Genomic DNA, 26,458 nt, shown 5'->3' with positions numbered 1-26,458 from the left:
TGTCCGTGCCGTCCCTTCGCGCCCCCGGCCGTCCCCGGGTCCAGAGGAGAACACTCGCGAAGGAGAGTTCCTTGAACACCAAGTCCGCAGCCGCGGCAGTGAGTTCCACCGTGTACGGCTATCCGCGCCAGGGTCCCGACCGGGAGCTGAAGAAGGCGATCGAGGGCTACTGGAAGGGCCGGGTCGAGGCGCCCGCCCTGCGGGAGACCGCCCGCGCACTGCGCCGGGACATCCTGCGCCGCCTCGCGGAGAGCGGCCTCAGCGAGGTGCCGACCGGCCACTTCTCGTACTACGACCATGTCCTCGACACCAGCGTCATGGTCGGCGCGCTGCCCGAGCGGCACCGCGCCGCCGTCGAAGCCGACGCGCTCGACGGCTACTTCGCGATGGCCCGCGGCACCCAGGAGCTGGCCCCGCTGGAGATGACCAAGTGGTTCGACACCAACTACCACTACCTGGTGCCCGAACTCGGCCCGGACACCGTCTTCCGCGCCGACTCCGGCAAGCAGCTCGCCGAACTGCGGGAGGCCCAGGAGCTCGGGCTCACCGCCCGCCCCGTGCTGCTCGGCCCGGTGACCTATCTGCTGCTCGCCAAGGCGGCGCCCAAGGTGGCGGCGGACTTCGAGCCGCTCACCCTCCTGGACCGGCTGCTGCCGGTGTACGCGGAGATCCTCGCCGATCTGCGGGCCGCGGGCGCCGCCTGGGTCCAGCTCGACGAGCCCGCCCTGGTCCAGGACCGCAGCCCGGCCGAACTCAACGCCGCGGCCCGCGCCTACCGCGAGCTCGGCGCGCTCACCGACCGTCCCCGCCTGCTCGTCGCCTCCTACTTCGACCGGCTCGGCGAGGCCCTGCCGGTGCTCGCCAAGTCGCCGGTGGAGGGGCTCGCCCTCGACTTCACCGGACCCGCGGCGGCCAACCTCGACGACCTCGCCGCGGTCGGCGGCCTGCCCGGCAAGCGCCTGGTGGCCGGGATCGTCGACGGGCGCAACGTCTGGATCAACGACCACGAGAAGTCCCTCGCCGTCCTCGGCACCCTGCTCGGGCTCGCCGAGCGGGTCGACGTCGCCGCCTCCTGCTCGCTGCTGCACGTGCCCCTGGACACCGCCGCCGAACGCGAGATCGACCCGGGGATCCTGCGCTGGCTCGCCTTCGCCCGGCAGAAGACCGCCGAGGTCGTCACCCTCGCCCGCGGCCTCGCCGAGGGCACCGACGCCATCGCCCCCCAACTCGCCGCCAACCGCGCCGCTCTCGCGCTGCGCGCCGGTTCCTCCCTCGTCCACGACCCCGCCGTACGCGCCCGCGCCGCCGCGGTCACCGAGGCGGACGGGCGCCGCGGCCTGCCCTACCCGGAGCGCGCCGCCGCCCAGCGCGCCCACCTCGGGCTGCCGCTGCTGCCGACCACCACGATCGGCTCCTTCCCGCAGACCACCGGGCTGCGCACGGCCCGCGCGGACCTCAGGGCGGGCCGGATCGACGAGGCCGGGTACGAGGAGCGCATCGAGAACGAGATCCGGGAGGTCGTCTCCTTCCAGGAGGAGGCGGGCCTCGACGTCCTCGTGCACGGCGAGGCCGAACGCAACGACATGGTGCAGTACTTCGCCGAGCGGCTCACCGGCTACCTCGCCACCCGGCACGGCTGGGTGCAGTCCTACGGCACCCGCTACGTCCGCCCGCCGATCCTCGCCGGGGACATCTCCCGGCCCGAGGCGATGACGGTGCGCTGGACCCGCTTCGCCCAGTCGCTCACCGCCCGCCCGGTCAAGGGCATGCTCACCGGCCCGGTCACCATGCTCGCCTGGTCCTTCGTCCGCGACGACCAGCCGCTCGGCGACACCGCCCGGCAGGTCGCGCTCGCCCTGCGGGACGAGGTCGGCGACCTGGAGGCGGCCGGCACCTCGGTCATCCAGGTCGACGAGCCCGCCCTGCGCGAGACCCTGCCGCTGCGCTCCGGGGCGCGCGCCGCCTACCTGGACTGGGCCACCGCGGCCTTCCGGCTCACCACCGGCGGGGTCCGGTCCGACACCCAGATCCACACCCATATGTGCTACGCCGAGTTCGGCGACATCCTGCGCGCCATCGACGAGTTGGACGCCGATGTCACCAGCCTGGAGGCCGCCCGCTCGCACATGCAGGTCGCCGGTGAGCTGGCCGCCGCGGGCTACCCGCGCGAGGTCGGCCCGGGCGTGTACGACATCCACTCGCCGCGCGTCCCGGACCGCGCCGAGGTGACCGCACTGCTCCGCAAGGGCCTCGAAGCCATCCCGGCCGAGCGCCTGTGGGTCAACCCCGACTGCGGCCTCAAGACCCGCGGCTGGCCCGAGACCCGGCGGTCCCTGGCGAGCCTGGTGGCCGCCGCCCGCTCGCTGCGCGCCGAACTCTCCGGCTCCGAGGGCTGATCCACCCCGCCCGGACCGGTCCTGCGGGGCCGGTCCGGGCCACCGGGGGCCCCGAGAGGGGCGGCACGGAAATACGGTGGCACGGCCGCCGGGGCCGCCCTACTGTGTGCGGAGTTCGCCGGGCGGCCGAGAGCCGGTCCCGGCCCAGAGGAATTCCCGGGAGGTGCGACTGATGACTGTCACGGCGCAGGGCTCTGCCCGCATCCACACGCTCGTCCTTGCCACCTCCGCGGCCACCGGCTGAACACACCGCACAGCATCCGCGCGCCTGACGCGCCGCCGGGGCCGCCCCTCGAAGGGTTCCCCTTGACTTCCTCCTCCGTTTCCTCCTGCTCTTCCTCCGCTTCCTTCTCCGCCCAACAGCCTTCTGCCACCGGGCAGTCGGCGTCCCGTCCGGAGTCCGCGGACGCGTCTGCCACCGCCGCGCACTCCCTCGCCGCCTACGGCTGGGACGACGACTGGGCCGAGGCCTTCGCCCCGTACGCCCGCCAGGGGCTGGTCCCCGGCCGGGTGGTCCGGGTCGACCGCGGGCACTGCGACCTGGTCACCCCCGAGGGGCCGGTGCGCGCCGACACCGCGTTCGTCACCCCGCACGATCCGCTGCGGGTGGTCTGCACCGGGGACTGGGCCGCCGTCGACCCGGACGGCGACCCGCGTTTCGTACGGTCGCTGCTCACGCGCCGTACCGCCTTCGTGCGCTCGACCTCCTCCAAGCGCTCCGAGGGCCAGATCCTCGCGGCCAACGTCGACCAGGTGATCATCGCGGTCTCGCTCGCCGCGGAGCTGGACCTCGGCCGGATCGAGCGCTTCCTCGCGCTGGCCTGGGAGTCCGGGGCCCAGCCGCTCCTGGTGCTCACCAAGTCCGACCTGGTGCCCGACCCGGTCACCCGCTCCCACCTGCTCGCGGACGCCGAGCAGACGGCACCCGGCGTGCAGGTGCTGCCGGTCAGTGCCCGGCTCGGCGAGGGCGTCGACGTCCTCGCCGCGGTCGTCGCGGGCACCACCACCGCGCTGCTCGGCCAGTCCGGGGCGGGCAAGTCGACGCTCGCCAACGCCCTGCTCGGCGAGGACGTGATGCAGGTCCAGGCCACCCGGGACGTGGACGGCAAGGGCCGCCACACCACCACCACCCGCAATCTGCTGCCGCTCGCGGGCGGGGGCGTGCTCATCGACACCCCCGGGCTGCGCGGGGTGGGGCTGTGGGACGCCGGTACCGGTGTCGGCCAGGTCTTCGCGGAGATCGAGGAGCTGGCCGCCGAGTGCCGCTTCCACGACTGCGCCCACGAGGCGGAGCCGGGCTGCGCGGTGCTCACCGCGGTCGAGGAGGGCGCGCTGCCCGCCCGCCGGCTCGACAGCTACCGCAAGCTGATGCGCGAGAACCGGTACATCGTCGCCAAGACCGACGCCCGCCTCCGCGCCGAGCTGCGCCGCGAGTGGAAGGCCAAGGGCGCCGAGGGCCGGATGGCCGGGGAGGTCAAGCGGGGGCGGCGCTTCCGCTGAGCCCGCGCTCAGGCGGGTGAGGCCGGGCCGGGACGCGGAGGGTACGGCCCTCGCGGCAGGGCCCGGGCCCGCGCGCGTGAGGCCGGGCCCGCGGGTGCGCGGCCGGGGTGCCCGCGTGCGGGCCGCCGAGCGCCCGCCCGTGCGTGGGCCCGCCGGGGGCAGAACCCCTCGGCGGGCCCACGCCACTGGCCCCCAACGCCATGTCCGATTTCCGCCAGCCGACGCCGTGGCCCCCGGCGCACACTGGGGAGCGTGATGGACGAAGAGACCAGGTACGAGGCGGTGCGCAGCCGGGATGCGCGCTTCGACGGCGCGTTCTTCTTCGCCGTGGCGACGACCGGTATCTACTGCCGTCCCAGCTGTCCCGCGGTCACCCCGAAGCGGACCAATGTCCGCTTCTACCCGACCGCCGCCGCGGCGCAGCACTCCGGCTTCCGGGCCTGCCGCCGCTGCCGCCCCGACGCGGCGCCCGGCTCCGCCGAGTGGGACCAGCGGGCCGATGTGGTCGGCCGCGCCATGCGCATGATCGGCGACGGGGTGGTCGACCGGGAAGGGGTCGCCGGGCTCGCCGGACGCCTCGGCTACAGCGCCCGCCAGGTGCAGCGCCAGCTCACCGCGGAACTCGGCGCCGGACCGGTCGCCCTCGCCCGGGCGCAGCGCGCCCACACCGCGCGGCTGCTCTTGCAGACCACCGCGCTGCCGGTGACCGACATCGCCTTCGCGGCGGGCTTCGCCAGCGTGCGCCAGTTCAACGACACCATGCGGGCGGTGTACGACAGCACGCCCACCGCGCTGCGCGGCGCCTCCGGGAGCGGCCCGGGCGAGGGCCCGGCGAGGCGGGGCCGCGAGCGCCCGGCGGCCGGTGTCCCGCTGCGCCTCGCCCACCGCGGGCCGCACCGGACCGGCGCCCTCTTCGACCAGCTCGCCGCGGAGGCGCTGCCCGGCATCGAGCAGCTGACCGGGCCCGCGGGCGCCCGCACCTACCGGCGTACGCTCCGCCTTCCGCACGGCACCGGCATCGTGGCCGTCGGCGAGCGCGGCGGACACGGTTCGGGCACCACCGCGGCCCGCCCCGGTGGCTGGCTGGAGGCGAAGCTGCACCTCGCCGACCTGCGGGACCTGACCACCGCCGTACAGCGGCTGCGCCGGCTCTTCGACCTGGACGCGGACCCCTTCGCGGTGGACGAACGCCTGGGCGCCGACCCGGAGTTGGCGCCCCTGGTGGCCGCCCGCCCCGGGCTGCGCGCACCGGGCGCCGCCGAGGCCGAGGAGTTCGCGGTACGGGTGCTCGCGGGGCCGGAGGAGGCCCGGCGGCTCGTGCTGCGGCACGGCACCCCGCTGGAGCGGCCCTGCGGCACGCTCACCCATGTCTTCCCGGCGCCCGCCGCGCTCCGCGCCGAGCCCGGGCCGGTCGGCGCGCTCGCCGCCGCGCTGACCGAGGGGCGCCTCAGCCTCGACCCGGGCGCCGACCGGGAGGAGGCCCACCGCGCCTTCCTCGCCCTGCCCGGTGCCGACCCGGCGGCGGCCGCCCGGATCCGCGCCCGCGCCCTGGGCGACCCGGACACCGCCCACCCCGGCGAGGACCCCCCGGACAGCTGGCGGCCCTGGCGCACCTACGCACATCAGCACCTCCGCCAGGGGGCGCCCCCACTCCCGTACGCGGAAAGGAAGTCATCGCGATGACCAGCACCATGACCCCGACCCCCGGGCGGCTGGACGAGTCCGCCCCCGCCCCGGTGTACTACGCGCTCGCGGACAGCCCGGTGGGTGAACTCCTGCTCACCGGGGACGAGTCGGGGGCGCTGACCTCGCTCTCCGTGCCCGGGCAGAAGGGCGGGCGCAGCGTCCGCGCGGACTGGCGGCGCGCACCGGAGCGCTTCCGGGCCGCCGAGGAGCAGCTCGCCGCCTACTTCGTGGGCGAACTCACCGCGTTCCGGCTGCCGTTGGCGCCGGTCGGCAGCGCCTTCCGGGAGCGGGTCTGGGACGCCCTGGACGCCATCCCCTACGGGCGGACCACCAGCTACGGCGCGATCGCGGCCCGGATCGGCGCCTCCCGGGCCGCCGTCCGCGCGGTCGGGGGAGCCATCGGCGCCAATCCGCTGCTGATCGTGCGGCCCTGCCACCGGGTGCTCGGCGCGAACGGTTCACTGACCGGCTACGCGGGTGGCCTCGACCGCAAGCGGCACCTGCTGGGGCTGGAGCGGGCGCTGCCCGGCACGGGCTGACGGTGCGCGGGCTCGCCCGGGGTCCGTGCGCGGGTCACTCCTCAAGTCCCCAGCTGTGCACCCACTTCGGGTGGATGCGGATCACCTCCTCGCTGAAGTGCGGGCCCAACTCGTGCGGCCCGGTGAGGAGTTCGGCCTCCCCGCGGATCTCCACCCCGCGCACCCGCCAGGGCCGCTCGCTCACGATGTCGTCCACGACCAGGGACAGCCGTGGATTCCCCTTGAGATTGCGCCACTTCTTGCTGGTCCCCATGGACAGTCCGCCGACCAGGAGGGTCCCGTCGTCCTGCGGGAAGTAGCCGACGGGGTTCGCCTGCGGCTGGCCCTCGGTGTCGACGGTGGCCAGTCTGCCGATGCGCTGCGTGCCCAGATAGGCACGTTCCCGCTCACTGAGTCCGGTCATGTCCTGATGCTCGCAGACACATCCGGTATGCGCACGGGGCGGCGAGCGCCTTCTTGCCCGCCGCCCCGCGGCCCCGGCGCCTCAGCCCGCGATCACCGCACCCAGCCAGGCCCCCATGATCAGCAGGCAGGCGAAGAGTTCGACCAGGATCCGGCTCCCGCCGTGGCGCAGCGCGGTGCGCGTCGCGGCCGCCGCGGCGGCGTGGGAGCCGAGCCGCAGCCGCTCGGAGAGATAGCCGCCGAGCAGGAAGCCCGGCACCGCGCCCACCACCGGCAGCAGCACGAAGCCGAGCAGCGCCCCCGCGCCCGCGGCGGCGACCATCCGCCGGTCCGCCCCGTAGGACCGCAGCCGCCGCGCGGGGAGCTGCCAGCGCACCGCCTGCGCCGTGAGCAGCACCGCGCTCGCGCCGAGGAAGATCCCCCAGGCCAGGCCGTGCGGATCCGCGAGCGTCCACCACAGCACCGCGGCCCACACCAGCCACGAGCCGGGTACGCCGGGCAGCAGCACTCCGCACAGGCCGATCAGCATCACCAGCGCGACCAGCAGGAGTTCCCAGGCTCCCATCCCTCCAGCCTGCCGGAACCCGCGCCGGGCCGCAGGACGCGCGCCCCGGGGCCTCGGGCCGCTCCGGTTCAGGACCCGGAGCCGAGCTGGTTCGGGCCCCGGAGCCGCGCCGGTTCAGCACTCGGAGCCGCCCGGATCAGGACCCGGAGGAGGAGAGCGGCCGCCGTGCCTCGCGCGCGATCCAGTCGCGTTCGTAGGCGTGCCAGCCGAGCTGGAGCCGGGTGGTCACGCCGGTCAGCTCCATCAGCCGTCTGACCCGCCGCTGCACCGTGCGCAGCCCCAGGTCGAGCTGTTTGGCCACGCTCGCGTCGGTCAGCCCGGCCAGGAGCAGGGAGAGGATCTCCAGGTCCGTCTCGTCCGGTTCCGCCGTCTCCGGCTCGTCGGCCACCGGCCCGGTGCGCGGGCCGAGCCGCAGCGGCACCGCCCGGCTCCACACCGATTCGAAGAGCAGCAGGAGCGCGTCGAGCAGGGCGCTGGCGTGCACCACCACCGCCGAGGGTTCCGCGGCTCCCGCGTCCAGCGCGACCAGGGCGAACGAGCGGTCGGCGACGACCAGGTGCGCGGGGACCCGGTCGACGACGCGCAGGGCCTCGCCGGGCTCCCGTGCCGCGCCCAGCTCCGGTACGCCCCGGGGCGGTGCCAGCGCCGAGCGCTCCACCACCGTCCTGCGCAGCGCCCCCTCCGGACCCGGCTCCGCCCCGGGCCGCCCCACGGCGGATCCGGGCAGCAGGACGCACAGCTCATCGCGGGCACCCAGCACCGCCTGCGTGAAGCGCCGGGCGACCGCGGCGGTACCGCTGACGACCTCGACCGGGTCGGGTCCCGCGGGCCCGCCGGACCGGCTGCGGTACTCCTCCGCGAGCTGGGCGGCCGCCTGCGCGGCCCGGTCCAGGGCGCCGCGCCGCTCGGCGAGCAGGGCTCCCAGGGCGGCGCCCGGCGGGGCCGCGACCCAGCGCTCCGGCCGGGCCGTGGACCGGGCGGCCAGGCCGTGCCGCTCCAGTCTGCGCAGCGCCCGCTCGGTGGCGTACTCGCCGAGCATGAGCCGGCGCGCCAGTTCGGGCACCTCGGCCGCGCCCGCCGAGACGAGCGCCCGGTACGCCGACTCGTGCACCTCGTCCAGACCTATCGCACTCAGCATGCGGCGCTGTTCCTCCCCCGCTCGGTCACTGGCCGCAGTCTGGCGTGAAACGGACCGCGCGCAAAGCCCCCGGTCAGGGGCGCGGGCGGACGGGAGCGCGCCCCGCCCGCCCGCGCCGTGCTGCCGCCGGACCGCTCAGATGGCCCAGGCCGGGTGCTCGGTGACGGTGACGATGCAGGCGGTGCAGATCCAGCCCGGCCCCTGGGAGATCAGCAGGACGTGGTCGCCGGGCTCCACCTCGCGGGTGCGGACCAGGTGCTCCAGGGTGATCATCACGTCGGCGCCGCCGACATGGCCGACGCCCCGGCCGAAGTCGAAGCTGGACCGCGACATGGGCAGCCCCAGGGGCATCATCACCGAGTACTCGATCATGCGGCCGTCCATGTTGATCGGGACGACCTTGGCGAGGTCGGCGGCGTTCAGACCGGCGTCCACCAGGGCCTGGTGGATGACGGCCAGGTCGAACACGGTGAGCTTCTCCAGGGTCTCCGAGAGCGACAGCTCGGTCTCGGTGAAGTGCTCGGCGCGCGCGGCCATGTCCGCCATGGAACCCTCGGCCTCGCGCAGCAGCAGCGGGCCCTCGCCGCGGTGCCACTTCTCCAGCGCGGGCAGCACCCCCGCGTGCAGCGAGCGCACCTCGGCGAAGCCCTCCTCCGCGCTCAGCAGGACCGCGGCCCCGCCGTCGCCGAGGAAGTACGACTGGCCGTAGCCGGTCCAGCGGTCGATCTCCGGGGAGGTGAAGTTCTCGCCCGTGGTCAGCAGCACCGCCTCCGCCTCGGAGGCGCCGGTCATCTGCCCGATCGCGACCTCCAGGGTGCCGAGCATGCCGTTGCAGCCCTGCTGGAGGTAGAGCGCGGAGACCTCCGCGAGGCCCAGCTCGCGCAGGATGTACCCGGGCGGGTAGGAGCCCGCGGGGCCCTGGTAGTGGACCGCGCTGTGGATGTGCGAGGAGATCTCCTCGGGCTCCAGCTTGGAGCGCTCCAGGGCGGTACGGGCCGCCGAGACCGCCAGGTCGACGGCCGGGATGTCCCCGGAGACATGCGTACCGGTGAGGCCGTTGGCCTCCGTCACCTCCGGTTCCACCCTGCCGTCCGCGACCGCCTTCTCGGCGCTCGCCCACTCGTGCAGCGTGACTCCCAGCGAATTGATGTGGACGTTCTCTACCCTCATGGGGGATCTCCGTTTCCGTGCGGCACCGTGGCCGGTCTCAGGCGAGCAGCTCTTTCTTGATGTGCTGGGCGAGTTCGGCGGGTGAGGTGAAGTCGAAGGCGACGCCGGGCGGCAGACTCAGCCGGGTCGCGGTGTTGAGGGCGTTGCGCAGGTTGAGCGAGGTCAGGGAGTCGAAGCCGAGGTCCTTCAGCTCGGCCGTGGCGGACACCGCCTCCGCGGAGCCGTGCCCGAGCACCTTGGCGATGTGCTCCCGTACGAGATCGCTGAGCGCGGTGTCCCGCTCGGTGTCGGTGGCCATCTCGGCCAGCAGGTGCCGCAGTTCGGTCGCCCTGGCCGGTGCGTCCTGGGCCCGGGGCCGCTCCGGTGCGGGCAGTACCGACCGCAGTACGGCCGGGGTCTCGCCCGCCCGCGCCCGGGCGTAGAGGACGTTGAGGTCCCACTGCGCGGCGACGGTGAGGCCGCGACCGGTGCGCAGCGCGCTGTCGAAGAGCTGCAGGCCCTGCCCGGGCGGGAGTTCGCCGATTCCCGGCAGGGCCAGGCCCGCCTTGCCGGAGGCCAGCAGCCCGCGTCCGGCCCACACGCCCCAGGCGATCGAGGTCGCCGGTACGCCCTCGGCCCGCACCTGGTGGGCGAAGGCGTCCAGGAAGGTGTTGCCCGCCGCGTAGTTGGCCTGCCCGGCGCCGCCGAGGATGCCGGCCACCGAGGAGAAGAGGACGAAGGCCGAGAGGTCGGCTCCGCGGGTGGCCTCGCGCAGCGCGAGCGCCGCGTCCGCCTTCGCCCGCAGCACCGCGTCCAGCCGCTCGGGCGTCAGGGAGGGGACGACACCGTCGTCGATGACTCCCGCGGTGTGCACCACCGCGCGCAGCGGCCGGTCCGCGGGCAGCTCCGCGAGGGCCTTCTCCAGCGCGGTCCGGTCGGCGGCGTCGCAGGCGGCGACCGTGACCTGGGCGCCGAGGGCGGTCAGTTCCTCCCGCAGTGCCTCCGCGCCCGGCGCCTCAAGACCCTGACGGCTCGTCAGAAGCAGGTCGCGTACGCCGTGTTCGGTCACCAGATGGCGGGCGACCAGGGTGCCGAGGACTCCGGTGCCGCCGGTGACCAGGACCGTCCCGGGCCGGCCGGTGAGTATCCCGGTGTCCTCGGATCCGGCCGCCGCGGCGTCGAGCCGGGTGAGCCGGGGGACGCGGGCGGCCCGCTTGCGCAGCGCCCACTGGGGCTCGTCGGTGGTGACGGCCTTGAGCAGGGCGCGCCAGGCGGGCTTGCTCGCATCGGTGTCCACCAGCAGGAACCTGCCGGGGAACTCGGCCTGGGCCGAACGCAGCAGGCCCCACGCGGCGGAGGCCGTCAGGTCGAGCCGGCCGCCCGGACCGGTGCCGTCCCAGGCGGGGACGGCACCCCGGGTGAGCACGACCATCCGGGACCGGGCGAAGAAGGGCTGCGTCACCAGGGCCTGCGCCCAGTCGAGCACCTGCGCGGTGGACTCGTGGACGGCCTCGGCCAGTTGGGCACCACCGCGCGGCGCCTCCTCGGCGGCACAGGTCAGCACGATCACCTCGGGCGCCTTGGCGGGATCGGCGACGGTCGCCGCCAGGCTCTCCAGATCGGCGTGGGCCTCGGTGTACTGCCCCGCCGCCATCAGCCCGGACCGGGCGTGCAGCACGTCCTCGCCGACGATCGCCCAGGTGGCGGGCGTCTCCCCGGAGGCCGGGAGCTCCAGATCGCTCCAGGCCACCTGGAAGAGCCCGTCCTGCTGGGAGGCGCCCGCCGTACGGAGGTCCTGCCGGGAGGCGGGGCGCAGGGTCAGGGACTCCACCGTGAGCACCGGGGTGCCCGTCGCGTCGGCGGCCCGTACCGTCCAGGTCCCGTCGCCCGCCGGGGACAGCCGCACCCGCAGCACCGAGGCGCCGGAGGCGTGCAGCCGCACGCCCTGCCAGGCCGCGGCGTGCCAGGGGGAACCGGCCGCCGCTCCCTCGATCCGCAGCGGGTTGAGCACCGCGTCGGCCAGCACCGGGTGGAGGCCGAAGTCGCCCGCGTCCGCGCCGAGTTGCTCGGGCAGGGCGACCTCGGCGAACAGCTCCCCCTCGCGCTGCCAGACGGTACGGGTGCTCTGCGTCGCGCCGTCCTCGGGCAGGGCGTCCGCGTGCGGTACGGCCGCTGCCTCCACGGGCGGCCATGCCTCCAGGTCCCAGTCGGCGGCGCGGGCACTCGGGGTGAGGGCACCGGTGGCGTGCCGGGTCCAGGGCCTGCCGACGCCGGTCTCCCCGCGCCGCGAGTGCACCGACACCGGCCGTGTCCCCTCGGGTGAGGGGTCGCCCACGGTCACCCGCAGCTGCACCACTCCGGACTCGGGCAGCACCAGGGGGTCGGTCAGGGACAGCGACTCCAGGTGCGGGCAGCCGGTCTGGTCCGCCGCGCTGAGCACCAGGTCCACCAGCGCGGTCTCCCGGACCCGGTGCAGACCGGGGGAGTCCTCCCGGGTGAGCCACGGGTGGTTGCCCGCCGAGACGCGGCCGGTGAACACCACCGTTCCGGAGTCGGGGAGTTCGACCGCCGCGCCGAGCAGCGGGTGCTCCGCCTTGACCGCACCGATGCCCCCGCCGCCGCCGGAGGTGGGCTCCGCCTTCAGCCAGTGGTGGGTGTGTTGGAAGGGGTAGGTGGGGAGGTCGGGGTGGGGTGGGGTGGGTGGGGGTGTGGTGGGGGATGCCGTGGGTGTAGGCGTGGGTGGTGGCGGTGTGGAGGTGGGGGGGGTGTCGTGGTGGCGGTGGAGGGTGGGTTGGACGGTTGTTTGGGGTGTGGGGTTGGTGGTGTTGGAGGGTTTCTTCGAGGGGGAGGGTGAGGACGGGGTGGGGGCTGATTTCGATGTAGGTGTGGTGGCCTTGTTGGAGGAGGGTGTGGGTGGCGGTGTGGAAGTCGACGGTGTGGCGGAGGTTTTTGTACCAGTAGTCGGGGGTGAGTTGGTGGCCTTGGAGTTGGGTGCCGGTGAGGGATGAGTAGTAGGGGGTGGTGGTGGGTTTGGGGTTGAGGGTGAGGTGTGTTGGGTGAGGGGGGTGTGGAGTTGTTGCATTTGGGGGCTGTGGCTGGCGTAGTCGACGGGGATGCGGCGGTGGCGGATGCCGTGTTGGGTGCAGTGGTTTTCGATGGTGGTGAGGGTGGTGGGTGGGTGCGCTGATGACGGTGGTGGTGGGGCTGTTGATGGCGGCGATGTGGGCGTCGGTGGTGTGGAGTTGGGTGAGGAGTTGTTGGGTGGTGGTGTGGGGGAGGGCGAGGGTGGTCATGCCGGCGTTGCCGGTGAGGGTGGTGAGGAGTTGGGAGCGTTGGGTGGTGAGTTTGGCGGCGTCTTGGAGGGTGAGGGCGCCGGCGACGGTGGCGGCGGCGATTTCGCCTTGGGAGTGGCCGAGGACGGCGGCGGGTTGGATGCCGGCGTCTTGCCAGGCGGCGGCGAGGGAGACCATGACGGCCCAGAGGGTGGGTTGGATGATGTCGACGCGGTCGAGGGTGGGTTGGTCGCTTTGTTGGGTGAGGACGCCGGTGAGTGACCAGTCGACGTGGGGGTTGAGGGCTTGTTCGCATTGGTGGATGCGTTGGGTGTAGGCGTGGTTGTGGCCGAGGAGTTGGGCGGTCATGCCGGGCCATTGGGAGCCTTGGCCGGGGAAGACGAAGACGGGGTTGTGTTGTGGGGGGCTGTGGTGGGTGGAGAGGTGGGGGTGGTCGGCGTGGGTGAGGTCGCGGAGTGTGGTGATGGCGTCCTGGCGTGAGCGGGGGACCAGCCCGGCCCGGTACGAGAACACCGCACGGCTCCTGAGCGACCGCGCGACCTCCGGCAGCGGCACCTCGGGGTGCTCCTCCAGGAAGCTCGCGAGCTGTTCCCCCTGGGCGTGCAGTGCCGGTTCGTCCCGTGCCGAGAGCAGCAGCGGGACGGCGGCCTCCTCGTCCTCGACTTCGCCTTCGGCCGATGCCGTCGGCTGGGCGGGGGCCTCCTCCAGGATCACGTGGGCGTTGGTGCCGCTGATCCCGAAGGACGACACTCCGGCCCGGCGCACCCGTTCCGAGGCGGGCCACTCCCGTTCCTCCACCAGGAGTTCGACCTCACCGGTGGTCCAGTCGATGTGCGGGGAGGGCGCGTCGACGTGCAGGGTGCGGGGGAGCTTCCCGTAGCGCATGGCCTGGACGACCTTGATGACCCCGGCGATTCCGGCGGCGGCCTGGGTGTGCCCGATGTTCGACTTGAGGGAGCCGAGCCACAGGGGCCGGTCCGCGGGCCGGTCCTGACCGTAGGTGGCGAGGAGCGCCTGCGCCTCGATGGGGTCGCCGAGGGTGGTGCCGGTGCCGTGCGCCTCGACGGCGTCGATGTCGGCGGGGTTGAGGCGGGCGTTGGCGAGGGCGGTGCGGATGACGCGCTGCTGGGCGAGGCCGTTGGGCGCGGTCAGGCCGTTGGAGGCCCCGTCCTGGTTGACGGCCGAGCCGCGGATCACCGCGAGGACCGGATGCCCGGCGCGGCGGGCGTCGGACAGCCGCTCCAGGAGCACCAGACCCACCCCCTCGCCCCAGCCGGTGCCGTCGGCGGAGGCGGCGAAGGACTTGCAGCGTCCGTCGGGGGACATGGCCCGCTGCGTACTGAAGGCGGTGAAGGTGCCCGGGGTCGCGATCACCGTCACGCCGCCCGCGAGCGCCAGGGTGCACTCGCCGTTGCGCACCGCCTGCGCGGCCTGGTGCAGCGCCACCAGCGAGGAGGAGCAGGCGGTGTCCACGGTCACCGCCGGGCCTTCCAGCCCGAGGAAGTAGGCCAGGCGTCCCGAGACCATGCTGAGCGCGTTGCCGGTGAGCAGCATGCCGTCGAGGCCCTCGGGAGCCTCGTGGAGCAGGGTGGAGCCGTACTCCTGGGAGAGGGCGCCGACGAAGATCCCGGTCGAGGAGCCCTTCAGGGCGGCCCGTGCGATACCGGCGCGTTCGAAGGTCTCCCAGGCGGTCTCCAGGAGGAGCCGCTGCTGCGGGTCCATCGCCAGCGCCTCGCGCGGCGAGATCCCGAAGAACTCCGCGTCGAAACCGCCCGCGTCGTCCAGGAAGGCGCCTTCGCGGGCGTAGGACGTACCGGGGTGGTCCGGGTCCGGGTGGTACAGGGCTTCGAGGTCCCAGCCCCGGTCGGTGGGGAAGCCGGTGACGGCGTCCGTTCCGGAGGCCACCAGGTCCCACAGGTCCTTGGGGGAGGCGACGCCGCCGGGGAAGCGGCAGCCCATGGAGACGACGGCGATCGCGTCGTCGTCCGCGAGGGTGCTCACCGAGGGCTGGAGCGGGGCCGCGGTCTCGGTCCCGGCGCCGCCGACCGTCTCGTGGACATGGTCGGCCAGGGCCTGCGCGGTGGGGTGGTCGAAGACCACGGTCGGCGCGAGCCGCAGCCCGGTGGCCTCGTTGAGCCGGTTGCGCAGTTCGACGGCCGCGAGCGAGTCGAAGCCCAGCTCCTTGAAGACCGCCTCCGGGGGCACCGCCTCCGCCGACTCGTGGCCGAGCACGGAGGCCGCGTGGGTACGGACGGCCGTGAGCACCTCGCGGGCGGCCTCGGCGGGCGACAGGCCCGCCAGCCACTGGCCGTCCGCGGCCTGCACCGCGCCGGCCGCCGCGGCGCTGCGGCGCAGGGTGGTCGGCACCAGGCCGGTGAGCAGGACCGGGACGCCGTCCGGGCGGCGCCGCAGGGCGGCCGGGTCGAAGCGCGCGGCGACGAAGGCCGGGCCCTGGTCGGCCGTGGCCGCGTCGAAGAGCGCCGTGCCCTGCTCGGCCGTCAGCGGTCGTACCCCGTTGCGGGAGATCCGGCGCCGGTCGGTCTCGCCCAGGTGGGCGGTGAGGCCGCCGTCCTCCCACAGGCCCCAGGCGATCGAGGTGGCGGGCAGGCCGAGCGCGTGCCGGTGCTGGGCGAGTCCGTCCAGGAAGGCGTTGGCCGCCGCGTAGTTGGCCTGGCCGGGGCCGCCGAGGACCCCGGCGACCGAGGAGAAGAGCACGAAGCGGGCGAGGTCCGCGCCGCGGGTCAGCTCGTGCAGGTGCACGGCCGCGTCCGCCTTGGGCAGCATCACCGTGTCGATGCGCTCCGGCGTGAGCGAGGGCAGGGTGGCGTCGTCGAGCCCACCGGCCACGTGCACCACGGCCGTCAGGGGGCGGTCGAGTCCGTCCAGGAGCGCGGCGAGGGCGGCGCGGTCGGCGACGTCGCAGGCGATTGCCTCCGCCTCGGCGCCCGCCGCGGCGAGTTCCGCGACCAGGTCCGCGGCGCCCGGGGCCGCGGGGCCGCTCCTGCTGACGAGCAGCAGGTGCCGGGCTCCGTGGGCGGCCACCAGATGGCGGGCGAGGACCGCGCCGAGCCCTCCGGTGCCGCCGGTCAGCAGGACCGTGCCCTCGGGGTCCAGCGGCCTTGAGCTCTCCTCGGGATCGCCCGCGCGGACCAGCCGCGGCAGCAGCAACCCGCCGTCACGCGCGGCGAGTTGCGGCTCCCGGGCCCGGAGGGCGGCGAGCAGGGCGGCGGCGTCGGCCGCCGAGGGGGCCTCGGTGCCGGACGCGGGGTCGAGGTCGAGCAGCGTGAGCCGGTCCGGGTACTCCGCCTGGGCGGCCCTGACCAGGCCCCACAGCGGGGCGGTGGTGAGGTCGGTGCCGTGCTCGTCGGTACCGGCCGCGACCGCCCCCCGGGTGGCCACGATGAGACGGCACCCGTCGAACTCCGGTGAACCCAGGCAGTGTTGCAGGTCGGCGAGGGCCCGGTGGGCGACCCGGCGCGCCTCCTCCGCGCTCGTCCCCTCGTACTCGGCCACCGGCGGCGCGAGCAGGATCAGCACCTCGGGCACCGCGCCCCCTTCGCCGGGGAGTGCCAGGGCCTCCTGCGGCCGGGCGTGGGCCGCGACCTCGGCGCCCGCGGTACGGAGCACTCGCGCCAGCTCGTCCGCGCCGGGCCCGGTGACGGCCCAGCGCTCCCGGCCCGCGGCAGCGGGCTCGGTGGCGAGCGGGGTCCAGCCGAGCCGGAACAGCGACTGCCGGGTGAGCCGCGCCGCCGGGGCGCCCGCGCCCCCGTCCATCGGGCGCGTGGTCAACGCGCCGACCGCCAGGACCGGTTCACCGGCCGGGTCCACCGCGAAGAGGGACACCCCGTCCGAACCGGCGCCGCTCAGCCGCACCCGCAGCGCGGTCGCCCCCGAGGTGAACAGCCGTACGGAGTTCCAGGAGAAGGGCAGCCGCACTCCCTCGGCCGTGCCGGGGCCGCTCAGGATGTCGGGGTGCAGGGCGGAGTCCAGCAGACCCGGATGCACGCCCCAGCCCTCCGCGGCGCCCTCCTCGGCGAGCGCCACCTCGGCGTAGACCTCCTCGCCGCTGCGCCACATGGCGCGCAGCCCGCGGAAGAGCCGCCCGTAGCCGTAGCCCTCGCCGGCCAGCCGCTCGTAGGCGCCCGTGACGTCGACCGCTTCCGCGTCCTGCGGCGGCCAGACGGAGGGGAAGCCGCCCTCGGTGTCCTCGTCCGCGCGGCTGGGCCGCAGGAACCCCCCGGCGTGGCGCAGCCACAGCGACTCGTCGGCGGCGGCGCCGTGCGCGGCGTCCGGCGGCGCGGAGTGGATCCGCACCGCGCGCCGTCCGTCGGCGTCGGCCGCGCCCACCGTGAGTTGCAGGCTGACCGCCTCCTGTGCGCCGAGCACCAGGGGGGCTTCCAGGACCAGCTCTTCCAGGACCGAGCAGCCGAGTTCGTCACCGGCGCGGATGGCCAGCTCGACGAAGGCGGTGCCGGGGAAGAGCACGGCGCCGTCCACCACGTGGTCGGCGAGCCAGGAGTGGGTCGCCGGGGAGACGCGGCCGGTCAGGATCAGCGAGTCGGCGTCGGCGGTGTGCAGCGCCGCGCCGAGCACCGGGTGGCTGATGAGCTGCTGGCCCACCGACTCCGGGTCGCCGCCCTCGGGCAGGCTCGACAGCCAGTGGTGGGTGTGTTGGAAGGGGTAGGTGGGGAGGTCGGGGGTGGGGTGGGGTGGGTGGGGTGTGGTGGGGGATGCCGTGGGTGTAGGCGTGGGTGGTGGCGGTGTGGAGGTGGTGGGGGGTGTCGTGGTGGCGGTGGAGGGTGGGTTGGACGGTTGTTTGGGTGTGTGGGGTTGGTGGTGTTGGAGGGTTTCTTCGAGGGGGAGGGTGAGGACGGGGTGGGGGCTGATTTCGATGTAGGTGTGGTGGCCTTGTTGGAGGAGGGTGTGGGTGGCGGTGTGGAAGTCGACGGTGTGGCGGAGGTTTTTGTACCAGTAGTCGGGGGTGAGTTGGTGGCCTTGGAGTTGGGTGCCGGTGAGTGAGCTGTAGTAGGGGGTGGTGGTGGGTTGGGGGTTGAGGGTGAGGTGTTGGGTGAGGGGGGTGTGGAGTTGTTGCATTTGGGGGCTGTGGCTGGCGTAGTCGACGGGGATGCGGCGGTGGCGGATGCCGTGTTGGGTGCAGTGGTTTTCGATGGTGGTGAGGGTGGTGGTGGGTGCGCTGATGACGGTGGTGGTGGGGCTGTTGATGGCGGCGATGTGGGCGTCGGTGGTGTGGAGTTGGGTGAGGAGTTGTTGGGTGGTGGTGTGGGGGAGGGCGAGGGTGGTCATGCCGGCGTTGCCGGTGAGGGTGGTGAGGAGTTGGGAGCGTTGGGTGGTGAGTTTGGCGGCGTCTTGGAGGGTGAGGGCGCCGGCGACGGTGGCGGCGGCGATTTCGCCTTGGGAGTGGCCGAGGACGGGCGGCGGGTTGGATGCCGGCGTCTTGCCAGGCGGCGGCGAGGGAGACCATGACGGCCCAGAGGGTGGGTTGGATGATGTCGACGCGGTCGAGGGTGGGTTGGTCGCTTTGTTGGGTGAGGACGCCGGTGAGTGTGACCAGTCGACGTGGGGGTTGAGGGCTTGTTCGCATTGGTGGATGCGTTGGGTGTAGGCGTGGTTGTGGCCGAGGAGTTGGGCGGTCATGCCGGGCCATTGGGAGCCTTGGCCGGGGAAGACGAAGACGGGGTTGTGTTGTGGGGGGCTGTGGTGGGTGGAGAGGTGGGGGTGGTCGGTGCGGGTGAGGTTGCGGAGTGTGGTGATGGCGTCCTGGCGTGAGCGGGGGACCAGCCCGGCACGGTACGAGAACACCGCACGCGTACCGCTCAGGGTGCGGGCCACCTCGCGCAGCGGGACGTCCTCGTGCGTCTCCAGGAAGTCGGCGATGCGCTCGCCCTGTTCGCGCAGCGCGTCCTCGGTGCGCGCGGACAGCAGCAGGGGCACCGCGGTGTCCTCCGGCTCCGGTTCCACCGCCGGGGCCTGCTCCTCGGCGGGTTCGGGCTGCTCCAGGATCAGGTGCGCGTTGGTGCCGCTGGCGCCGAAGGAGGAGACACCCGCCCGGCGCGGACGGCCGGTCTCGGGCCAGTCGACCGTCTCGGTGAGCAGCTCGACCCCGCCGGTGGTCCAGTCGATGTGCGGGGAGGGCGCGTCGACATGCAGGGTGCGCGGGAGCTTCCCGTGGCGCATGGCCTGGACGACCTTGATCACCCCGGCGATTCCGGCGGCGGCCTGGGTGTGCCCGATGTTCGACTTGAGCGAGCCGAGCCACAGGGGCCGGTCCGCGGGCCGGTCCTGCCCGTAGGTCGCGAGCAGGGCTTCGGCCTCGATGGGGTCGCCGAGCGTGGTGCCGGTGCCGTGGCCCTCGACGGCGTCGATGTCGGCGGGGTTCAGGCGGGCGTTGGCGAGGGCGGTGCGGATGACGCGCTGCTGGGCGAGGCCGTTGGGCGCGGTCAGGCCATTGCTGGCGCCGTCCTGGTTGACGGCCGAGCCCCGGATCACCGCGAGCACCGGATGCCCGGCACGGCGGGCGTCCGACAGCCGCTCCAGGAGCACCAGACCCACCCCCTCGGAGAACCCGGTGCCGTTGGCCGCCGCCGCGTACGCCTTGCAGCGGCCGTCGGCGGAGAGCGCGCCCTGACGGCTGAACTCGACCAGTGCGGCCGGGGTGGACATTACGGTCGCGCCGCCCGCGAGCGCCAGCGAGCACTCGCCGTTGCGCAGCGACTGCGCCGCGAGGTGCAGCGCCACCAGCGAGGAGGAGCAGGCCGTGTCGACGGTGAGGGCCGGGCCCTGCAGGCCGAAGGTGTAGGAGAGGCGGCCGGAGGCGACGCTGCTCGCGGCGCCGTTGCCGAGGTAGCCCTCCAGGTTCTTGGGTACGCGGCTGTGCAGCCCGGGGCCGTAGCCGCCGTGCATCACCCCGGCGAAGACGCCGGTGGCGGTGCCCTTGAGCGAGGCCGGGTCGATACCGGCGCGTTCGAAGGTCTCCCAGGCGGTCTCCAGGAGGAGGCGCTGCTGCGGGTCCATCGCCAGCGCCTCACGCGGCGAGATCCCGAAGAACTCCGCGTCGAAACCGCCGACATCGTCCAGGAAGCCGCCCTGCCGGGCGGAGGACCTGCCGGTGCCGCCGGTCTCCTCACCGAGGAGCCGGTCCAGGTCCCAGCCGCGCTCGGCCGGCAGCGGTCCGACCGCGTCCGTCTCGGCGAGGACGAGGTCCCACAGGGCCCCCGGGGTGTCGGCCCCGCCGGGGAAGCGGCAGCCCATGGCGACCACGGCCACCGGCTCGTCCGGGTCGTGCCGTTCGGGTGCGGTGGCGGCGGCCTCGGGTGCCGTGCCGAGCATCTCGCCCTCCAGGTATGCGGCGAGGGCGGCGGCGGTCGGGTGGTCGTAGGCCAGGGCCGCGGAGAGGCGGCGGCCGGTGGCCGAGGAGAGCTTGTCCCGGAGCGTGACCGCGCCGAGGGAGGTGAGGCCGATCGCGTGCAGGGCCCGGTCGGCGGGCACCTCGTCCACCGAGTCGAGCCCCACGGCCTCCGCCACGGCGGCCCGTACGAGATCCAGCAGACCGCGCCCCGCGGCCGTGCCGTTCTCCGGTGCCGGGGCGGCGGGCAGGGGGGTGTCCTGGTCCGCGGCCTCCAGGTCGGGGCGGCCGGACACCGAGGGGTTGACGAGGAGCAGGGTGCCGGACAGTCCGGCCAGCTCGCGGCGGGCGACCTTCCCGGCTGCGTTCCGCGGGACGGCGGGGACCAGGCGGAACTCGTCGGGCACCTTGAAGTACGACAGCTCCCGGCGGCAGGCCGCGAGGAGTTCCGCCGGGTCGACGGCGCCGGGCTCGCCCACCAGATAGGCGACCGGCACCTCGCCGAGCACGGGGTGGGGGCGCCCGGCGACGGCGGCGTCGGTGACCCCGGGGACGCGGCCGAGCACCTCCTCCACCTCGCGGGGGTGGACCTTCTCCCCGCCGCGGTTGATGACCTCCTTGACCCGGCCGGTGAGGGTGACGTATCCCTCGGCGTCGCGGCGGGCGAGGTCGCCGGTGCGGTACCAGCCCTCCTGCAGGACCTCCGCGGTCTCCTCAAGGCGGTTGTGGTAGCCGAGCATCAAGGCCGGGCTCTGGACCCAGAGTTCGCCCTCCTGGCCCTCGGCGGCCTCCTGCCGGGTCTCCGGATCCGTCAGGCGCAGCGCGAGTCCGGGCAGCGGCAGCCCGCAGGAACCGGGGACCCGCGGCCCGCCGGGGACGTGCGTGGTGATGGCGCCGCCGGTCTCGGTGCTTCCGTAGCTGTCGATCAGGCCGATGCCGAAGGCCTCCCCGAAGTCCTCGTGCAGACCGGCCGGGCAGGGCGAGCCCGCGGCCATGCACACCCGGAGCGTGTCCGGGCGCGGCGCGCCCCGGCGGATCTCCTGGACCATGCGGTGGAAGAGCGCGGGCGGGGAGACGAGGAAGGTGGAGCCCTCCTCGACGGCGGCTTCGAGGATCTCGTCGGCCGCGGCGCCCACCATGAGGTGCGCCGAGGCACCGGCCGCGAGCACACCGAGGACCCCGATGTTGTGCGAGACGGCGTGGAAGAGCGGCATCGGCCACAGCACCCGGTCCTCGGAACCGAGTCCGAGCAGCGGGACGTTGCAGGAGGCGGTCGCCCACAGCGAGGAGCGCAGCGTCAGGACGACGCCCTTGGGGGTGCCGGTGGTGCCCGAGGTGTAGAGCATCCAGGCGGGCTCGTCGAGGCCGCGCGCGTCGAAGGCGGCGCTGCCCGGCTCGGTGGTGGCGAGTTCCTCGAACCGGGGTACGCCGTCCGGGACTTCGCCGGGAGAGCCGGCGAGGACCAGGCCCGGCGCGGTGGTCGCCGCGCTCACCTCGCGGAGCTGCGCGGCCTGGGCGGCGGCGCCGATGACCAGTACCGCACCGCTGTCGGTGAGGTGGTGGCCGAGTTCGGCGTCGGTGGACTGGGGGTCGAGGGGTACGGCGACCCCTCCGGCGCGCGCGACGGCGAGGTAGCCCTCCACCATCTCGACGCGGTTGCCGAGGCGGAGCACCACGCGGTCGCCGGGCTCGACGCCCAGGTCCCTGAGGTGGCCCGCCAGGCAGCGCGTCCGCTCCGCCAGGAGCCGGTACGTCACCGCCCGGCGCGCGTCCCGGAAGGCGGTCTTCTCCGGAAAGCGACCGGCGTTGTGGGCAAGCAGCTCGTGCAGCGGGCGGATCAGATCATCCCGGAACTCGTCACTCACGCGTCTCAGATTCCAATCGCATCGGGAGCGGAAATGCGGTGCAGCCGACGAACCGGGGCGGAGCAGCGCCTGGCGTGAGTACGCGCGAGGGCCTGAAACCCGCTGCTGCCCGGTCAGTATCGGCAGACCGCCGCTAGGGGATCGCCTAGCGTTTCCGCCGCACCTCGCTGACCTGGGGGAACGGGTGCCGAGCGGGGTGTGGGCCGGGCGGTGGGCGGCCCGCCCGCGGACATGCCGCGGCCCCGGCCCACGGCACCGGGGTGCCGTGCGCCGGGCTCCCTCGCCCGCTGCCTGCCGGGTCGTCCACCGGGCGGGCGGGGCGGGAGGTCCTCGCGGTCCGGAGCCCGGGAAAGGGGGCACGCGGACCGCGCGGGCTCAGTGGGGTGAGGCGGAGCCGTCCGCGGCGGGTCTGCCGCTCGGGGTCTTCCGGCCGGGGCGGCGTCCCTTGCGACGCCCCAGGTCACCGAAGATCTTGCGGGTGGTGCCGCTGCGGTGGAGGGTGATCTGGGTGATGACCTGGAGCAGGATCCACGAGGCCGCGTAGAGGACCCCGTCGAGTACGGGCACCGAGTCGACCGGCAGCGTGTAGGCCATGAGCAGGCGCAGCCCGGCGTCGCACAGCAGGCCGACCCCCCACAGGATGTTCAGGCCCCGCCAGACTCCGCGGAAGGAGGCGTCCGTCGTCCACAGACGCTCAAGGAGGTCCTTCTTGGGGGGCAGCAGGGCCCGCAGCGCCTGGTAGGTGAAGGGGCGTGCGGTGAAGTGCGTGGCCAGCAGCCACAGCCCGGCCAGGGCGGTGAACAGGCCGTTGCGGGCCAGGGCGATCCGGGGGTCGTCGGTGAGCAGCGTGGCGAGCGCGCTCGTGACCAGGAGCACCATGGTGAAGACGCCGATGGCGTCGAGTCTGCGGTGGCGCGCGGCGGAGTACACGGTGTGCAGGGCGGGTGCCGAGCCGCTCAGGAGCAGCGCGTTGACCTCGCTCATGCCGCGGTCGCGCAGCAGGTAGTAGAGGGCCACCGGCAGGACGATGTCGCAGAGGACGACGAGCGCGAAGCCCCAGTGCGAGGAGCGGGAGGGCGCGTCGTCCCCGGACGGTTCGCCGTCGGAGGCGGTGGTGGGGGGAGGGGTGTCGGAGGAGCCGGGTGTGGGGGGCGTCATGAACAGAGCTCCAGAGGTTCGGCGGGCGGCCTGGCCGACCGGGTGTCCAGGGGGTGTCTTCAGAGTCCTGTGTGGTGTCCGCGGTGTCCGGTGCGGCGAGAGTGCCTGCCGGGCGCTGTGCGGGACTGTGAAGACACCCCTACTGCCGTGGCCGGGTGCACTGGTCGAAGGCGGCGGTCAGCTCCGCCGCGCACCGCTCCAGGTCCAGGTCGACGTTCTTGAGGTAGCGCCGCAGTACGCCGTCGAGCGCGCCGCGGATGGCGAGGGCCATCGTGAGCGCGTCGAACGCCCCGAACTCGCCCGCGCTGCGGCCCTGTTCGAGCAGCAGACTCAGCCGTTCCACGGAGAGCACACTGCGGGCCAGCGTCTGGGAGCGGGTGAGGTCGCGGCCGCAGTCCATCATGAGGATCTGGGCCAGCGCCTGCGTATGGGCCGGATACCGGGCGAGGAACTCGAAGTTGGCCTCGATGTACGCCCGGAGCCTGCCGCGGAAGGTCTCCTCCCGCTCCATGCGGGAGCCCGTGGTCTCCTCCGCCATCGCGAGGACCGTGGCGGCCACCTCGGAGTAGAGTTCGGGTTTCCCCGAGAAATGGTAGGAGATCATGCCGGTGCTGCGGAGATTCGCTCTCTTTGATATCTGATTGAACGACGTCTTCTGGTAGCCGATTTCGGCCAGTGTCTCGATTGCGGCCTGGATGATCTGAGTGCGCCGCGCATTCTGCGTGAAGGTGCGATTCGCCTGCTCTTCTTTGGGCATCACGACATCAAATTTACATGATCCGTTTCTGGGTATTCCTTATTCATTTCCCTGGCCGGCTGTGTCCGCACCGGCCTCCCCGGGGTCGGGGACGGGCACCTCGACGGCGCGGGCGCGCACCGCGTCGACCAGTTCCATGGTGGCCACCGCCCCGGCCGGGCGGTGTTCGCGCGCCGGGCCCCCGTGGCGGGCGGACTCGGCGAACTCATGCAGACAGGCCGCGAGTTGGTCGCAGGCGGGCAGGCTGAACCGCTCCTCGTGGTCCTGCTCCTCCAGGATCACCTCCGGCCGGTGCCCGGGCGGCGGGGTGAACGCCCGTGTCACCGTCAGCCGCGCTCGGTCGCTCCACAGCGTGTACGCGGAGGCGTAGGCGTGCTCGAAGCCGAAGGACAGCTCGGCGAGCACCCCGGCGCCGGAGACCAGGAGCACCTGCCCGGCGAGGTCGAGGCCGTCCGGGCGGGTGCGCAACGAGGCGCCGGCCACCCGCAGTTCGGGGCCCAGCAGCAGCGAGGCGGCGCGCAGCGGATAGACGCCGACGTCCAGCAGGGCGCCGCCGCCGAGGTCCGGGTCGTAGCGGATGTCGTCCTTCGGCAGCGGCGGGATGCTGAAGGAGGCCTGGAAGGAGGCGAGTCGGCCGAGTCTGCCGCTCGCCGCGAGCTTCGCGGCGAACTCGTGCTGGGTGTGGTGGAGGAACATGAAGTTCTCCCGCAGCACGAGCCCCTGCTTCTCGGCCAGGGCGCAGAGCTCCTCCGCCTCCCGGGCGTCGACCCCGATCGGCTTCTCCACCAGCACGTGCTTGCCCGCGTTCAGGGCGCGCTCGGCCCACCGGTGGTGCTGCGAGGTCGGGGTGGAGATGTAGACGGCGTCCACGTCGGGGCGGGCGAGCAGCGCCTCGCCGTCCTCCTCGGCCGCGCAGCCGAAGTGCGCGGCGAAGCGCGCCGCCTTCTGCGGGGTGCGCCCCGCCACCGCCACCAGGTCGAGGCCGGGCACCCGCGCGACCGTCGGCAGCACCCGCCGCCACGCGATCGAGGAGTGCCCGAGCGCGCCCAGCCGCAGGGGGCGCTCCGCGGCGGCGCTCACAGCGTCCTCAGCGCGGTGATCAGCGTCCGGGCCTGCACGTTCAAGTGGTGGCTGTAGCGCAGGAGTTCGTCCACCTGCGGGGTCGACACCCAGCGGAACTCGTCCGACACGACCGGCACTTCGTCCTCCACCTCGATGATCATGTAGTGGCTGCGGGCGTGCAGGAAGCGCCCGCCCTCCTCCGAGAGCACCACGTCGTAGCGGGCCTTCGCCCGGCGCTCCAGGGCCTCGGACAGATACGGCGGCAGGCTGCCCGCGGGCAGGTGCGCGTAGTTCTCCGGTACGCACTGCACGGTGGGGCCGAGCTCCACCGTCGTCAGGAAGCCCGCCTCGGCGCGGGCGCGCAGCAGTACGTGCGGCACCCCGCCCGCCCACCGGACGAAGAGCGCGGCGATCCCCGTGCCGTGCGGCTCGATCAGCGGCTGCGACCAGGCCGGGACCTCGCGGCGGCCGGAGGAGACGTCCACCGCCACCACGCTGAAGTGCCGCCCGTCCTCGCGCGCCACCGCCTCCGCGCTCCGGTGCCAGCCCTCGGTCCGCGCGAGCCCGATGGGCTCCGCGGTCACCTCGTGCACCGCCCGCCGGTCGGTGATCCAGCTCCGGATGTCGGCGTCGCTGTGCAGGGCGTCCCCGGCGGCTTCCCCCGCACGCCAGTCGGGCAGGCAGGACAGGACCGTACGGGCATCCATGTTGATCATGTCGTCCTGCCGCAGCAGCGCGTTGACCTGACCCAGCGTCAGCCAGGCGAAGTCCTCCTCCGCCGCCACCTCGGGCCCGACCTCCACGATCATGTTCCGGTTGCGTTTGTGCAGGAACCAGGAACCCTGCTCCGACTGCAGGACGTCCGCGACCACCGAACCGGGCGCGGCCCGCCGGAAGTGCTCCAGGTACGGCACCGCCGAACCCCCGTGCACCCGCGTGTAGTTGCTCTTGGTCGCCTGCACCGTCGGCGAGAGCTGCACGCCGTTGATGTTGCCCGGCTCCGCCTTGGCCTGCATCAGCAGATGCGGCACCCCGTCGAAGTACCGCAGCGCGATGCCCAGGATGCCGACCTCCGGCTGCCGGATGATCGGCTGGTCCCAGGCGGCCACCGGACCGAAGTCGGAGCGCACCCGCAGCCCGTGCACCGAGAAGAAGCGCCCGCTGGAGTGCCGCAGATCGCCGCCGGCCGCATCGAAGTCCCAGCCCCGCAGCGCCGCGAAGGGCACCCGCTCGACCCGCTGCGGCTGGGCCGCGCGCCGGTCCCGCAGCCACGCGGCGAGCTGCGCCTCGCTCAGCACGCCGCCGCCGGCCGCCGCCGAGACGGCGAGTCGCGCCCTGGTCCGGGCGTGCCCGGCAGAGGAAGGCACCAGCACCGATGTCGCTGTCATACGTCCGCCCTTTGGTTCGTCCGTGAGCACGGCGCGGCTCCGGCACACGGGGCCGGGCATGTACGGCCGTCTCCCCGCTGTGCGGGCCATGCATCGCATCGTCCCGGCAGGACACCGCCGCGCGTCCAGCGCCCGGCGCGGGTTTCGGGAATACGCCTAGTCTTTGCCGTCCGACCGCGCCGAAACCCTGCCGAAAG

General features: G+C 74.1%; 13 protein-coding genes and 1 pseudogene. 4 read left to right on the top strand and 10 right to left on the bottom strand.

What is annotated here, in order from left to right; all coding sequences use genetic code 11:
- The first annotated feature begins 71 nt into the window (after positions 1-71).
- From metE to MID12_RS02625, 4 genes are all read left to right on the top strand, one after another.
- Positions 72-2,396 (top strand): 5-methyltetrahydropteroyltriglutamate--homocysteine S-methyltransferase, encoded by a 2,325-nt coding sequence (gene metE, locus MID12_RS02640; protein WP_263164615.1) that lies wholly within the window; start codon positions 72-74, stop codon positions 2,394-2,396.
- Positions 2,397-2,702: 306 nt separating this feature from the next.
- Positions 2,703-3,896 carry a ribosome small subunit-dependent GTPase A gene (rsgA, locus tag MID12_RS02635; protein WP_263164613.1) on the top strand — a complete coding sequence of 398 codons (1,194 nt, stop codon included), beginning with the start codon at positions 2,703-2,705 and terminating at the stop codon, positions 3,894-3,896.
- A 255-nt stretch (positions 3,897-4,151) separates the two neighbouring features.
- On the top strand, positions 4,152-5,579 hold the full coding sequence (locus MID12_RS02630; RefSeq protein WP_263172815.1) for a bifunctional transcriptional activator/DNA repair enzyme AdaA: 1,428 nt from the start codon (positions 4,152-4,154) through the stop codon (positions 5,577-5,579).
- Positions 5,576-6,121 (top strand): methylated-DNA--[protein]-cysteine S-methyltransferase, encoded by a 546-nt coding sequence (locus MID12_RS02625; RefSeq protein ID WP_263164612.1) that lies wholly within the window; start codon positions 5,576-5,578, stop codon positions 6,119-6,121. Before MID12_RS02630 ends, MID12_RS02625 begins: the two co-directional genes overlap by 4 nt.
- 34 nt (positions 6,122-6,155) lie before the next feature.
- Here the strand turns inward: MID12_RS02625 and MID12_RS02620 are convergent, their stop codons facing one another.
- The 10 genes and pseudogenes from MID12_RS02620 to MID12_RS02575 form a co-directional block, all read right to left on the bottom strand.
- Entirely contained in the window at positions 6,156-6,524 is a 369-nt protein-coding gene (locus MID12_RS02620) for a PPOX class F420-dependent oxidoreductase (RefSeq protein ID WP_040246461.1), read from the bottom strand.
- A gap of 81 nt (positions 6,525-6,605) precedes the next feature.
- Complete coding sequence (locus MID12_RS02615) at positions 6,606-7,088, bottom strand: DUF456 domain-containing protein (RefSeq protein WP_263164610.1); 483 nt, start codon at positions 7,086-7,088, stop codon at positions 6,606-6,608.
- A gap of 136 nt (positions 7,089-7,224) precedes the next feature.
- The gene (locus MID12_RS02610; RefSeq protein WP_263164609.1) at positions 7,225-8,226 is read right to left on the bottom strand and encodes a helix-turn-helix transcriptional regulator; all 1,002 of its coding nucleotides are present in this window, start codon (positions 8,224-8,226) and stop codon (positions 7,225-7,227) included.
- A gap of 135 nt (positions 8,227-8,361) precedes the next feature.
- On the bottom strand, positions 8,362-9,396 hold the full coding sequence (locus tag MID12_RS02605) for a ketoacyl-ACP synthase III family protein (protein ID WP_040246457.1): 1,035 nt from the start codon (positions 9,394-9,396) through the stop codon (positions 8,362-8,364).
- 37 nt (positions 9,397-9,433) lie between these two features.
- Complete coding sequence (locus tag MID12_RS32355; RefSeq protein ID WP_411576895.1) at positions 9,434-11,914, bottom strand: type I polyketide synthase; 2,481 nt, start codon at positions 11,912-11,914, stop codon at positions 9,434-9,436.
- Between the two features lie 337 nt (positions 11,915-12,251).
- A pseudogene (locus tag MID12_RS02595) lies at positions 12,252-21,896 on the bottom strand (SDR family NAD(P)-dependent oxidoreductase); the annotation flags it as partial.
- 375 nt (positions 21,897-22,271) lie between these two features.
- Positions 22,272-23,054, bottom strand: coding sequence for a VC0807 family protein (locus MID12_RS02590; RefSeq protein WP_263164606.1), 783 nt, complete (start codon positions 23,052-23,054; stop codon positions 22,272-22,274).
- Between the two features lie 139 nt (positions 23,055-23,193).
- Positions 23,194-23,811, bottom strand: a complete 618-nt coding sequence (locus MID12_RS02585) for a TetR family transcriptional regulator (RefSeq protein WP_263172812.1) — start codon at positions 23,809-23,811, stop codon at positions 23,194-23,196.
- Between the two features lie 39 nt (positions 23,812-23,850).
- A complete protein-coding gene (locus tag MID12_RS02580; RefSeq protein WP_263164605.1) occupies positions 23,851-24,891 on the bottom strand; it encodes a Gfo/Idh/MocA family protein in 1,041 nt (346 codons plus the stop codon).
- Positions 24,888-26,261: an NDP-hexose 2,3-dehydratase family protein gene (locus MID12_RS02575; protein WP_040246456.1), complete on the bottom strand. Its 1,374-nt coding sequence runs from the start codon at positions 26,259-26,261 to the stop codon at positions 24,888-24,890. The genes MID12_RS02580 and MID12_RS02575 overlap by 4 nt, the downstream gene beginning before the upstream one ends.
- Between the last annotated feature and the right edge of the window lie 197 nt (positions 26,262-26,458).

This window comes from Streptomyces sp. SCSIO ZS0520 (assembly GCF_025643355.1).
Lineage (GTDB): Bacteria > Actinomycetota > Actinomycetes > Streptomycetales > Streptomycetaceae > Streptomyces > Streptomyces physcomitrii.
Note: the sequence above shows the minus strand (reverse complement) of the source record. Positions and strands in the feature narration are given on the sequence as shown.